The organism is Paludibaculum fermentans (assembly GCF_051172195.1).
Taxonomy (GTDB): domain Bacteria; phylum Acidobacteriota; class Terriglobia; order Bryobacterales; family Bryobacteraceae; genus Paludibaculum; species Paludibaculum fermentans_A.
Genome location: NZ_JBPJAQ010000001.1, coordinates 5,594,843 through 5,607,834 on the forward strand (window position 1 = coordinate 5,594,843; position 12,992 = coordinate 5,607,834).

Annotated in this window: 8 protein-coding genes; 5 read left to right on the forward strand and 3 right to left on the reverse strand. The window is 64.7% G+C overall.

All coding sequences use genetic code 11. The annotated features are described in order from the left end of the window. Positions 1-25: 25 nt before the first annotated feature. Both ACR9Y2_RS22495 and ACR9Y2_RS22500 read right to left on the reverse strand, forming a co-directional pair. Positions 26-988 carry a cyclase family protein gene (locus ACR9Y2_RS22495; protein ID WP_435043906.1) on the reverse strand — a complete coding sequence of 321 codons (963 nt, stop codon included), beginning with the start codon at positions 986-988 and terminating at the stop codon, positions 26-28. A 30-nt stretch (positions 989-1,018) separates the two neighbouring features. Beyond that, positions 1,019-2,215, reverse strand: a complete 1,197-nt coding sequence (locus ACR9Y2_RS22500; RefSeq protein WP_435043907.1) for a Gfo/Idh/MocA family protein — start codon at positions 2,213-2,215, stop codon at positions 1,019-1,021. A 178-nt stretch (positions 2,216-2,393) separates the two neighbouring features. Here ACR9Y2_RS22500 and ACR9Y2_RS22505 point away from each other — a divergent pair, with 178 nt between their 5' ends. From ACR9Y2_RS22505 to ACR9Y2_RS22520, 4 genes are all read left to right on the forward strand, one after another. Beyond that, positions 2,394-3,353: a 3-keto-disaccharide hydrolase gene (locus ACR9Y2_RS22505; protein WP_435043908.1), complete on the forward strand. Its 960-nt coding sequence runs from the start codon at positions 2,394-2,396 to the stop codon at positions 3,351-3,353. 212 nt (positions 3,354-3,565) lie between these two features. After that, positions 3,566-4,849 (forward strand): helix-turn-helix domain-containing protein, encoded by a 1,284-nt coding sequence (locus ACR9Y2_RS22510; protein WP_435043909.1) that lies wholly within the window; start codon positions 3,566-3,568, stop codon positions 4,847-4,849. 63 nt (positions 4,850-4,912) lie between these two features. Beyond that, positions 4,913-5,491, forward strand: coding sequence for a hypothetical protein (locus ACR9Y2_RS22515; protein ID WP_435043910.1), 579 nt, complete (start codon positions 4,913-4,915; stop codon positions 5,489-5,491). A 59-nt stretch (positions 5,492-5,550) separates the two neighbouring features. Next, positions 5,551-6,084, forward strand: a complete 534-nt coding sequence (locus ACR9Y2_RS22520) for a DinB family protein (protein ID WP_435043911.1) — start codon at positions 5,551-5,553, stop codon at positions 6,082-6,084. Between the two features lie 104 nt (positions 6,085-6,188). Here the strand turns inward: ACR9Y2_RS22520 and ACR9Y2_RS22525 are convergent, their stop codons facing one another. Beyond that, a complete protein-coding gene (locus tag ACR9Y2_RS22525) occupies positions 6,189-7,637 on the reverse strand; it encodes an aminoacyl-histidine dipeptidase (RefSeq protein ID WP_435043912.1) in 1,449 nt (482 codons plus the stop codon). A 473-nt stretch (positions 7,638-8,110) separates the two neighbouring features. Between ACR9Y2_RS22525 and ACR9Y2_RS22530 the strand changes: the two genes are divergently transcribed. Next, entirely contained in the window at positions 8,111-12,745 is a 4,635-nt protein-coding gene (locus tag ACR9Y2_RS22530; protein WP_435043913.1) for a hypothetical protein, read from the forward strand. The last annotated feature ends 247 nt before the right edge of the window (positions 12,746-12,992 follow it).

A 12,992-nucleotide genomic window follows, 5' to 3' on the forward strand; every position in this document is an offset into this window, starting at 1 on the left:
CGGTCCCACGGCCGCTGCGCTGCGCCTAGAAGATCGCGATCGGATTCAATGCCGAGCCCGTAGCGCCAGGCACCGTCAGCGGAGACGCCGTCAATAGGAAATCCCAACGCTTTCTCTGCTTGCTCTCCTTGCTCAGTTGCTCCAGGTCGACGTTGTCGAGAATCGGCGTCCCCATCGCCACGATCACCAGCGTATGCACCGGTTGCTGGACGCCCTCCACCTGCGAAGGCCAGACGTCTGCGGAGGCATCGCTGCCCAGCACCGCGATATCGCGCTTGTGCAGCCACGCCACGCTGGAGGCATGCAGGCCCGCGCGCTCCGCCATCGACCACGGCCCTTTCTCCGCGCGGCGCGCCCACCGTCCGGTCCGGATGAACACGACATCCCCTGGCTTCACGCGCACGCCCGTCCTCTTCTCCCAAGCATCCAGATCCTCTGGAAAGATCGCCGCTCCCGGCTCCAGGTACGGCACACCCTTCAGCTCCGGCACATCGATCAGAACTCCGCGCGCGAACAGCCCGTTGCGCGCACTCTCAATCGAAAGCCGCGCCGCCCCCTTGCTCGTCACTTCTTTGATGGAGAATCCGTTGTAGCTGGAACCCTTGTACGAGAAGTGGCACAACGCATCCAGGTGCGTGTGCATGATGCCGTGATGCACGATGCTGAACGAGTCCCGGAAGATGTCCGCGCCCGGCTGCTCCGAAGTCGTGATCATCTCGTGCACAAAAGGCCGCGCATTGTCCGCCGCCTGCACCTTGTCCGCCTCGTGCGACAACGAAACCGCCACACCCTCCCGCACTAGCTTCGCTGCGGCCAGGCGGCTGGCCGGGGTCATCAGGTTGAGTGTGCCCAGTTCGTCAGACTTACCCCAACGGCCCCAGTTCGACAGCTCTTTCATCCACCGCTCAAAGTCCGCGGTTGTGGCCGGCCGGGACTGTGCCTGCAGGCCAATGGAGAACAACAGGAACACGGCAAGCGCGCTTCGCATGGAACGGAAGTATACACCACCGCGAGCGCATCACCCCGTGCGCAGCATCTCCTCCCAGGTGACCTCCCGCTTCAATTCGAAGGCCATCCGCCCCAGGATCGAGGTCAGCGTGCTAAGGCCCGCATCCTGCGACATGTTCCTCTGTTGCCCTTCGGCAATAGCCGTGAAGAATGCCTCCACCGCATCAATCGTGATCTCCCGCCGGGACGAGAACTTCTCGATCATGCTGGTGTCTTCCAGTTGGTCGTCGTTCGCCAACCGGGCCGCCGCCACCGGCCCATGCAGCCGGTAGTAGGTGCGCGCCGTTTCCAGCACGCCTTTGGAACCATAGAACTGTTCCCGTACGTCCCGGAAGCCGCAGGCCGCGCGGGCGCTGATCAGGTACCCTTCGGCCCCATTCGGGTAACTGAAGATGATGTCGTAGTGATCACTCGTGATGTTGCCGTAAAAAATCGGATAGCGCAGCCCGCCTTTGCCCAACGCACTCACCGGATGCCCGCCCGCAAACCAGTTCAACGTATCCAGGCCGTGGCAGTCGCATTCCACAATGTCGCCGCCCGACAGCTCTCTCCATCGCGTCCACAGGCGAACCCGCCGCATCTCCTCCGGCAACTCCGGGTACGGCTGCGCCGCCGGCGGAGCCAGCCTGGGGCTCATCCCCAGAATCCAGAAGCTCATCAGAATCTTCAGCTCGCCCAGCCGCCCGGCCGCCACCAGTTCACGCGCCTTCAGGTACTCGGGACTGAACCGCTGTTGGAATCCGAACTGAATCACCTTGCGCGGGTCCGCCTTCCTGCCGGCCTGCATCAGGCGCTGGACACCCGCCACATCCATGCCCGCCGGTTTCTCGCAGTACACATGTTTGCCCGCCGCCACCGCCGCTTCGAACATCTCAGGATGCAGATACACCGGTGTGGCGATCAACACCGCATCCACCTCTTTGTCGTCCAGCACCTGCCGATAGTCCTTGTAGACCTTCGCCGCGCCTGCACCGGGGACTATCTTTTTGGCTTGTTCGATCCTGTCGTCAAAGAGATCGCAGACCGCTGTCACCCGCGCCCGGCCATCCCGCGCCATGTGCCCGCCCACATACTGGCCGCGAGCGCCCGCACCGATAATGCCAAGCCGGATGCTCCCCCGGTTCTCCGGCGCCTGCATCGTCTCCGCCCCCATCAGCCTGGTTCCGGCCGCTCCCGCCAGGGCTGTCCTCCTGCTGATTCTCCGCATCGCGCCTCCTGTTCAAGTGCGTCTCCATGCAGATTATAAGACCTGAATAGCTCTATAGATAAGTAGCGTTTCCAGGGCCCAAACCAGTACTACGGCCGCCGCCCACCACCAGCCGGATACCCACAAACAGACAGGGATCTCCTGACCTGCTGCCGCACCGCGCGTTAAAGTGGAGGAAATGCAGAAATCATTCTTAATCCTTGCTCTCGCCGCCGTCCTGCCCTGGACCGCGACCGCCCAGGACCAGAAGGCCTTCCTCGGCCGCTGGGACATGACCGTCACGCCCGCCACCGGCAAACCCTATCCGCAGTGGATGGAACTTGTTGAAAAGGAAGGCAAAGTCGAAGGCCGCGTGCAGCCGCGCGGCGGTGGTTGGCGTCCCATCATCGGGGCGAAGCTGCAATCCGGAAAGATGATCGTCGCCGTTTCCGCCGCCGGCCGCGGACCCGCCATCAATTGGGAACTCACCTCCGCCGGCGCCGATAAGCTCACCGGTGTCGAGAAGCGCGGCGAAACTGATGGCCCCGCGCTCCTCGGCCTCCGCGCGCCCAAGCTCGACCGGCCCATGCCCAAGTCGTGGGCCAAACCCGTCGCACTCTTCAACGGCAAGGACCTCACCGGTTGGGAGCCCATCGGCAACGTCACCAACAACAAGTGGATCGCCCGCGATGGCGAACTCGTCAACGACAATCCCGAAGTCCCGGGCCAGCGCGGTCCGGGTGCGGCGAACATCAAGACTACAGGTACCTACCAGGACTTCAAACTCCACATCGAAGTGAATTGCCCGGAACACGGCAACAGCGGCATCTATCTTCGCGGACGCTACGAAGTGCAGGTCGGCACGGAAGGCGGCTCCCAGCCCGATCACGAGATGGGCGCCATCTACAGCCACTACCCGCCGCCCGCCGGCGCGGAACTCGGCCTCGGCAAATGGACCTCCTACGACATCACGTTCGTCGGCCGGCATGTCACCGTGGTGCGCGACGGCAAGATGTACCACAACAACGTCGAGATCCCCGGACCCACCGGCGGCGCACTCGATAGCAATGAAGCCGAACCCGGCCCCTTCTTCCTGCAGGGCGACCACCACGGCGTCATCCGCTATCGCAACATCACCATCTCTTTACCGAAGAAGTAATCAACCTGCCTGGCCCCTCAGTGGGCAGGCAGCGATCGATCCGCGGTCAACAGGGTCAGGCAGCCCCCACCGGGCGGTTGCTTGGCCCTTTTTCGTTGTTCCGCGCAGGGTTCGCATCCTCACACCGCGTGTGCTCGAGTCCTCGCCCGCGATGTATAACTATTCAGTCCGCATTGGGATCAAAAATAGGATAATCTGGCCACGAGATCCGAATGAGTCCACTGCCTCCATCCAGCGAAACCTCGACAGGCGACCGCCGCTTGGATTCATGGAAAGAAGTCGCCGCCTATCTGCGGGTCAGCGTGCGCACGGTCCAGTCGTGGGAGTCCCACCGCGGGCTGCCGGTCCACCGTATGTCCGGACCCAAGGGACGCATCTGGACCACCACCGCTGAACTCGATCTGTGGCTCGCCGCCGATGCCAGGCGGTCCCAGGCCGAACCCGTTCCTGTCATCCCCTCTCGACCGGCGCGCATTGCGCCCCGCGGGTTGCTGGCCCTCGGCCTCGTCGGTCTCGGCATCTTCCTGATTGCCTGGAGTCTCAGTCCAGTCGACCAGGTCGCCTCCTACCGTTTGGAAGGCAACGTCCTGGTGGTCTCCGGGGTCTCCGGACACGAACTCTGGCGCTACGCCTTCGACGCCCGGCCCATGCAGCCCTGGTCCAATGATCCGAATCACGCCGCGCCCGCCCCCCTCGATGTCGACGGCGATGGCATCAGGGAGTTCCTCTTCCCACTCTGGCTGCAGACGCCCAATGTGCACCAGGGACGCCTCATCTGCTTCACAAACTCCGGCAAGGTGAAGTGGGACTTCTCGCTGGGCAGATCGGTGACCAGCGGAAAAGGGGAACAATTCGCCCCACCCTACGTAGTTTGGGCCTATGCGCCAGTGCGTCTCGGGTCCGGCCGCACTGCTCTGGCCGTCTCTTCCCACCACAACTATGAGTACCCGGGTCAGGTCGCGTTGCTCAGTCCCGAAGGCCAGCTGCTCAGGCAGTACTGGCATTCCGGACATCTCAGCCACATGATCGTGACCGACCTGAACTCCGATGGGAAAGACGAGCTCTGCCTCTCGGGCATTGCCAACGGCTATAGGCGCATCGCTCTCGTCGTCCTGGACCCCAACCGGATGCGCGGCGCCTCGGCCGAGAAAGATCCCAACTATCGCCTGCTGGGGCTCGGAGCCCCGGTGGAGATGGCTCGCTTCCTGCTGCCGCGGTCCTCCCCGGGCGCGCGGACCCTCGATTACGCCATCCCCGCTGAATTGACACTCCAGGGCAGTGAACTGATGCTCTCCAGCCTGGAAGTGCCGGGGGAGCACGGCGGTGCACTCTCCACCTACTTCGGCCTGGACCTGCAGTTCCACCGTACCGTGCCCGCCGTAGGCTTCGAGTCGCAGTTCCGCCGGATGGCGGCCCAGGGGCTGGTTCCTACGACATGGGAACAGGAACTGAGTTCCCTCCAGCGCATCGAAATCCTCACCGCACCCAACTGGTAACCGTTCGCTGCAGCCCCGGCCAGCTCCCATCCGGCTCTGGGAATCCTGTTAACCTACCTCGTAATGAAGCGAGTTCTGGGTGGTTTGTTCGGGCTGGCCGCGTTGGGTTGTCTGCTGTGGGGCGGGGAAGTCGCCATCGACACTTTGGCCAATCCCTGGGCTCACTCGAGCCTCGGCGGCCTCACCTTGACCGGTACCTGGGTCGGGGAGTTCTCCAATCTGGATGGGCATCCCCAACTCGCCCTGCTGGAGCTCCGGCGCACCATGACACCGGCCGGCAGGTACGAAGATGAGGACAGCCGCATCACCGGCGAGCTCCAGGTCTGCGGCTCCACCCCGGCCAGCTACACCCTCGCCGGAGATCCACAGGGCTGGAGCGGCCGGACCTTCGTCATCACACGCATCCGCGTCCAGTCGCCGCCGAAACCTCTCGGCTATTACTTTCACAACGCGCAAGGATCCTGGGAGGGCGACCGCCTCAACCTGGGCGTGAAACACGCCTACTTCCAGGAAGATGGCGGCCTGTTCGCCTCCGGGTCCCGCTACCCGGGCGTCAACCAGACACTGCAGTTGGAATTGAAGCGCGGTTCGCGCGACCGTTTCGACCAGGCCTGCTCCTCCACCCGGAAGGCCGTCCCCTAACGCTGGGAATCCGGCCGTCTTGCGCACACAGCCCCAACCACCCTGGAGACTTCACCGAAATGGACTTCGAAAACTTCTGGAAACCCATGATCATGCGCCAGTTCGGCGCCGCCATCGGCATGCTCGAAGGCGCGCTGCACGCTTGCCCGCCCGCCCTCTGGGCCGACCCCTCAGCCCCGCCGCATTGGAAGTCGCATGACACCGTGGGCTTCTGGTACGTCGCCTACCACACCATCTTTCTCCTCGACTACTACACCAACGGGGTCCAGCCCGGTTTCGCTCCCCCGCCGCCCTTTAACCTCGATGAACTGGACCCCGCGGGGCTGCTGCCCGATCAGCCCTACACCAAAGCGGAACTCCTGTTCTATCTCCAGTACACGCGCCGGTCATTAGCCGCTTACTTCGACGGCTTAACCGCCGAAACGGCAGCCGCTCCGTGTGGGTTTCCCGGCCGCAACATGAGCTCCGTGGAACTGCTGCTCCACAGCATGCGCCACGTCCAGCACCACGCGGCACAACTCAACCTGATGTTGCGCCAGTCGGCCGGTAGTGCACCGTCCTGGATCTTCACCGCCGCAGTCGACGCTGGATAATCCCAACTGCCCCCAGTGGGGCCAGATTCCCTTGTGGGGCGACATTTATGTTGCGCGAGGCTTTAGCCTCGCCACGAGCGGAACTAATTTTAGCGGGAGCCCCCCTAAATCCGCTCCAGCAACCCCGTCAGAAACCGCCAGAACGGCTCCACCGACGAAATCTTCAGCCGCTCACTGGGACTGTGCACATCCACAATGTGAGGACCGAACGAGATCATCTCCATGCCCGGATGCTTCTCGCCAATCACCCCGCACTCCAGGCCCGCATGCATCGCGATCAACTCAGGCGTCTGGCCCAGGACCTCGTGGTGTACCTGTTTCGACAACCGCACAATCTCGCTGCCCGGCTCAGGCTTCCAGCCCGGATAACCGCCAGTCTGCGCAGTCTGGAACCCGGCCAGGGCAAAGACCGTGCTCACCATCCGCGCCGCCGCGACTTTGCTGCTCAGGATCGGGCTCCGCTGGCTGGTCTCGATCTCCACCACCACATCCTTCAGGCCCACAATCGCCAGGTTCGTGGAAGTCTGCACCAGCCCGGGCACGTCCGGACTCATCGCCAGCACGCCATGATGCTGGCTGGCCAGAAGCTCCGCCACGACGCGCGCATCCGCGTCCGCCAGCACCCGCGTCGGCTGCGACGCCGGCTCGGCCGAAATCCGCAGGCCCGCATCGAACGACCCCAGGTCCGACCGCAACGCGTCCTGCCACAACGTCAACGTAGCCCGGAGCTCGGCGATCCTGGCGGGATCCACCACGACAATGGCGGAGGCCTCGCGCGGGATCGCATTGCGCTTGCTGCCGCCCTGCAGGTCCGCCACCGCAATTGGACCACTGCCCAACAGCGCCTGCAGCACCTGGCCCAGGATCCGCACCGCGTTGCCGCGGCCCTTGTTGATGTCCAAACCGGAGTGGCCGCCCTGCAGTCCGGAAACTTTGATCCGCAGCGCCTCCCCTGCCGGAGCCGGCTGCAACTCCACCGTCCGCCGCGCAACGGTATTCAGGCCGCCCGCGCAGCCGATGCACAGCGCACCCTCTTCCTCGCCATCGAGGTTCAGGAAGTACTTCGACCGCAGCAGCCCGTTGGGAAACTCGGCAGCGCCGGTCAACCCGCTCTCTTCGTCGATCGTAAACACGAACTCCAGTGGACCATGCGCGACGTCCGTACTCTCCATCACGGCCAAGGCCGCCGCCACGCCCACTCCGTTGTCCGCGCCAAGAGTCGTGCCGGTCGCCTTCACCCAATCCCCGTCGAGCACCAGTTGGATTGGATCCGTATCGAAGTTGTGCGCCGTCCCTTCGTTCTTCTCGCAAACCATGTCGAGGTGGCCCTGCAGCGCCGCCATCGGAGCACCTTCCCGGCCCGGCCGCGCCGGTTTCCTCACCACGACATTGCCCACGGCATCCTGCATCACTTCGAGCCCGAGAGCCGCAGCCTGGGCGAGTACATACGCGCGCGCCGCCTGTTCCTTCTCAGATGCCCGGGGAATCGCCGAAAGTGCTTCAAAGTGCCGCCAGAGGGCTTGTGGTTGCAGGTCCGCAAGAATAGAGGTCATAAAGGTTCGTTTCTCACTTCAACCCCTCCATCCTACAGCGGCCGCCCGGCCGACGGTGCAAGTTCACACCGCCCGTGCGACGACACCCCAGTTCTCCTCACAAGCAGCGCCCCACCAACAACGTGGATACCGGGGTAAATGAGCTCATTACATCCATCCCTTCCCATTTGCCGGATTTCGATTTCCAGATATCGGATTGAGCACTGCCTCCGTTTTCAACCCATGCGCGTTGAAGGCGACCACGACTCCTTACGCACGCTCCGGATCGGCGGGAGCTGGGCAACGCTGTTTTACCGCACGACGAATGTATACCCGAGCCGGCCTGATAAAAGTGAGAGAATATCCTCTTGGAGCGGAACTAGCCGCCACTTTGGCGTAGTTTTCCGTTGGAGTACTGCTCGATTCACGCTTCATTTCCGTCTTGCGGCTGAGGGGACGAGTGCCTATGCCGCAAGGCAAGAAGGTGATCCGCCGTGTCTGTTTCGTGCTCGCTCCCTTGCCTCCCTGCTCTTTCACTACTCTGCTTCACCGCCTTCCAGCCCTTGCACGCGGGCACGCCTGCTCACCGAACGATCTACCTTCTTCAGGAGAAAACCGGCCCGTCGCAGCCGCTCTACCCCATCGCCGGGCTCGGAGTCCTGCCGGGGGCAGCCCGCATTGCCGTCTCCACAGCCGGCCGCCACATCCTGGTACTCACCGAAACCGGCGCCGTCTGGGCGTGGGGGGCCAATCATCAGGGGCAGCTCGGCACCGGGGATACGCAGGAAACTCTGGGCTGGAGCCAGGTGCCCGGACTCGCCGGCATCGTCCAGGTGGCGGCCGGCGGCAGTCATTCGCTGGCGCTCGATCGCGACGGGGTGGTCTGGGCGTGGGGTGCGAATCTGTCGGGCCAGTTGGGCGACGGCACGCTGCTCAGCCGCTCTGTACCTGCGAAGGTCCCGGACCTCTCCGGCATCACCTCCATCGCCGCCGGCGACGAGTGTAGCGCGGCGCGGGCCCAGGACGGCTCCGTGCTGGTCTTTGGCGCCGATTGCAGCGGAGCTCCGGCACACACGCTGCGGCTGCGGCCCACGCGCTTGGCAGGCCGACCGCTGGACGGCGCGATCACAATCCAGGCAGGGCAGGTGCGGCCCGCGCCAGCCCGCCAGGATGCGGTGGCATGGCCTGGCGCCCTCCAACTCGCTCGTGAGGTGCGCTGGGGGACTTCCGGCTTCGCGCTCAACGAAAGCGGCTGGACAACCCAGCGCCATGCAGCCCAGGGCGCGGTGGCCGACCTCGCCGCGGGCTGGGCCGTGGCCTGGATTGAAGGTCCGCCCCTGGCCACCTCAGCGTCCGCGCCGGTCGCGACTGCTGGCGCAACGCAATCGGGAGTCCGGTCCGCCGCGGCGCCCGATCTCTCCATCGCTCTCACAGCCGGTGTGCCGTTCACAGTCACTCGCTTGGCTGGCTACGTCGTCACCATTACGAACACGGGTGACACCTCCACCTCGGGCACGATCACCGTCGCCGCCACATTGCCGGCCGGCTTGGTGCCGGGAGGCGGCTCCGGCAACGGCTGGACGTGCCAGACCGCCGGCCAGGATGTCACCTGCACCATGCAGGGTCCCCTTACCCCAGCCAGCAGCAGTGTCCTCTATCTCACCGCGCAGGTAAACCAGTCCGCCTATCCGTCAGTCTCGAGCACGGTCAGCGTGGACGTGCAGGGCGACGGAAACCCCGCCAACAACACGGCCACCCTCGTTCAATCGGTGGCGTCGCCACCCATGGGTGCCTACGCGGCAGGCGAGGCCCACTCCGTGCGCCTGGCCTCCGATGGGACCGTCTGGACTGCGGGCTCCAACACCAATGGTCAGCTTGGCGATGGAACACGAATGGACCGTAGCGTCCCAACGCGGGTCAGCGGCTTGAACGGCGTGGTGGCCATCGCGGCCGCCCTCAACCTCAGTCATGCGGTGAAGAGCGACGGGACGGTCTGGTCGTGGGGACGGAACTCCCGGGGGCAGCTCGGCGACGGCTCCCAGGCGGACCGCTTCACCCCCGTGCAGGCGGTTGGACTCACCAGCGCAGTTTCGGTGGCCGCGTACGGCCGCCACTCGCTCGCATTGCAGCGCGATGGCCGGGTATGGGCCTGGGGCCTCAATTCCTCGGGACAGTTGGGCGACGGAACGACACTCGACCGCCCCACGCCCGTTGCCGTCGCGAACCTGGACCGCGTGGCCGCCATTGCAGCCGGAACCGTACATTCCCTGGCGCTGCGTGCCGATGGCACAGTCTGGGGCTGGGGTTCTGGCGGATCCGGACAGTCCGGGGGAAATTTGGTGGGCCCGTATCCGGTACAGGTCCCAGGCCTGTCCGGCGCCGTCGCAGTCGCAGCGGGCGAGCTCCACAGCCTGGCACTGACTGCGGATGGGACAGTTTGGGGATGGGGTGGCAACGGAGCGGGAGAGCTCGGAGACGGAACCACCACCGGTCACCGTCCGCCGGCGCCCGTGCTGGGTTTGACCGGCGTGGTGGCCATCGCAGCGGGGTATGGCGACAGCATGGCCTTGAAGCAGGACGGCACTGTCTGGTTTTGGGGGCGGACCTCCGGCAGTAAACTGCCTGTCCAGGTGAATGGCATCGCCAATGCGGTCTCCATAGCCACCAGCGGCCCCTCGGCCACAGCCTCCTTCTATGTCCTTCGTGCTGACGGCTCCGCGCTTGCCTGGGGCAATAATCGCTTCGGCCAGCTCGGCAACGGCACACCGGTGTCTCGCGCCATGCCTAAGCGCGTAGCCGGCTTGACGGGTGTCAAACAGGTGGCGGCCCGCGACTATTCCTTGTTGGCAGTGAAGCAGGATGGCACCGTGTGGGGCTGGGGCATGAACGAGATGGGGCAAACTGGCGATCAAACCACAGCATCGCCGCGCGCTACCCCTGTGCAGGCAATCGGCCTCACGCAGGGGGCCGCCGCGGCGGCCGGCACCGTCCATAGCTTGGTGCTGCGGCAGGATGGGACCGTGGTCAGTTGGGGTCTGAACGAATGGTCTGGTCTGGGTTACGCGTCCGGACAACTCTCATTGGTGCCCCAGACCATTCCTGGCCTGTCGAACGTGGTCAAAGTGACTGCGGCCCTTTATCGTACTCTCGTAGTCCGGAACGATGGGGCACTCTGGGCGTGGGGTACCAGTGTGTATGGCGAGTTGGGCGACGGCACGGTTCAAACTGAGAGGCAGAGCCCGATTCAGGTTCCTGGCCTCACTGGCGTCGTCGATGCCGCCGCCGGCGACGACAGCAGCGTGGCCCTGACGTCCGACGGCAACGTCTGGGCTTGGGGCAACAACACCTACAACCAACTGGGCGACGGCACGACAACGGACCGGCTGAGCCCCATCCAGGTGCCGGGGCTCACCGGCATCACGGCTGTGTCCATCCACTTCCATGCCGGGCTCGCCTTGAAAAACGATGGAACAGTCTGGACCTGGGGCACCCTCCAGGGGGGCGGTATGGGCGACGGCACCACCTCCGCCAAGCCCTCGCCGGTTCCTGTCAGCGGGCTCAGCGGGATGGTGGCCATCAGCGCAGGCCGGTTGCACTGCCTGGCTCTCAAAAACGATGGCACTGTCTGGGCCTGGGGCCAGAACGACTACGGCCAGGTGGGCGACGGCACGACGGTCAACCGGCTGGTTCCGGTCCGGGTCCCCTTGCCGCGCCCGGCAGTCGCCATCTCGGCAGGCTCCAATAACAGCGCCGTTTTACTGGACGACGGCACCGTGGCGACCTGGGGCACCTCGCTATTTGGCCAGTTGGGTAACGGGATCACTTCCAGCACCCCGCTCCCGGCGCCGGTCCTGTCGCCCGACGCGCCTGATTTGACCATTGCGTTGACAGATTCCGGTCCCGCGTCCAACGGTGGCACAGTGGTCTACACAATCACTGTCACCAACGCCGGACGCTCGGCCACCAGCGGTACGATCACCGTGACTGACCCGCTGCCCGCCGGTCTGGCCTATTCCTCCGCTACCGGAACGGGCTGGAGTTGCTCCGCCGCCGGCCAGGTGGTCACTTGTACGAATCCGGCGGCGCTGGCCGCGGGCGCGTCGAGCGTGATCACCTTGAAAGCCACCGTGCTGGCCGCTGCGCTGCCATCCATCACCAACATCGTCGAGGTCTCGAACGCCGCCGACGGCAATCCCATCAACAACTTCGCCGGCGACCCTCTGCCCCTCATCGCAGGCACCACCGCGGTCGTCAGCCTCACCCCGTCAGCCGGCGCCGGATTCCGGCAGATCTTCCAGGCCCAGTTCTCCGGAGTGCCAGCATCCAAGGACCTGCGCTGGGTCCAACTCCTGTTCGGCGCAGCCCCCGACGGCGGCGGCCAGCCGTTCTGCTTCCTTCACTACGACGTCCAGGGCAACGGCTTCTGGCTGTACTCGGACGTCTACGGCTTCTTCCGGGGCCCTGTGGCTCCCGGTTTGGCGTCGTTGGAACTGCAAGGCTCCCATTGCGCTCTCAGTACAGCCGGATCCACCGTGGCCGCCAGCGGATCGACGCTGTCCTTGAACCTGGATGTGGTCTTCAAAGCCCCGGCGACGCGCAACGTGTACCTGCGAGCCATGGATCTCTCCAACTACGACACGGGCTGGGTGCAGCGCGGCGCCTGGACCCAGGCGGCCACGCCCCTGCCGGTATTGATGGCCTCGCCGCAGGGCGGCAGCGGCTCCACAACAGGCTTCGCCCTGGCTTATCCGGACCTCCCAGGCTTCGCGGGCATCGCCCTTGGCTGGAAGCAGTTCCTCATCGCGGCGGCGCCGGACGGCGGCGGCCAGCCGTTCTGCTTCGTCCACTACGATGAGGCCGGCAACGGATTGTGGATGTACTCGTCCGACCTCGGCTTCTTTGTCGGCCCAGCTACGCCGCTCACGGATTCCAATCTGCTGGACAGCTCCGCTTGCTCGATCAATTCGAGACAGAGCTACCTCGAGCTGGCGGAGGGAAATCGGGTTCTGCACGTCGCCCTGACGCTGAAACCCCCGATGAGCGGCACGAAAAACCTCTATGTCCGCACGCTGGACGCCCTCACCCGCGACACCGGCTGGCAGGCGGCGGGGACGTGGATCGTGCCGTAGGCCGCAATTTCGGCTGCCTCCACCAGGCTTCCGCGTTTCAACACGCTTCGCCCACGATGACGATCGCCATCGCCGCGAACCCGCGTCACCACTTCTCCCCCAATTCGCCCAATAAGCCGTCTTCATTCACAGGAGTTCAAAATCTTTTTATCCTTTATTCTCAACACCGGCTTCCCAAAACCATCCCTTTCCCCTTGACCCACCCCTTACCCTGGAATCGCGCCGGCCACCAAGCCGGCCATTTTCA

Bases quoted from the DNA above. Each gene is read 5' to 3' on its own strand.
- ACR9Y2_RS22495 (WP_435043906.1), bottom strand. From the start codon at position 988: ATGCGAAGCGCGCTTGCCGTGTTCCTGTTGTTCTCCATTGGCCTGCAG.
- ACR9Y2_RS22500 (WP_435043907.1), bottom strand. From the start codon at position 2,215: ATGCGGAGAATCAGCAGGAGGACAGCCCTGGCGGGAGCGGCCGGAACC.
- ACR9Y2_RS22505 (WP_435043908.1), top strand. From the start codon at position 2,394: ATGCAGAAATCATTCTTAATCCTTGCTCTCGCCGCCGTCCTGCCCTGG.
- ACR9Y2_RS22510 (WP_435043909.1), top strand. From the start codon at position 3,566: ATGAGTCCACTGCCTCCATCCAGCGAAACCTCGACAGGCGACCGCCGC.
- ACR9Y2_RS22515 (WP_435043910.1), top strand. From the start codon at position 4,913: ATGAAGCGAGTTCTGGGTGGTTTGTTCGGGCTGGCCGCGTTGGGTTGT.
- ACR9Y2_RS22520 (WP_435043911.1), top strand. From the start codon at position 5,551: ATGGACTTCGAAAACTTCTGGAAACCCATGATCATGCGCCAGTTCGGC.
- ACR9Y2_RS22525 (WP_435043912.1), bottom strand. From the start codon at position 7,637: ATGACCTCTATTCTTGCGGACCTGCAACCACAAGCCCTCTGGCGGCAC.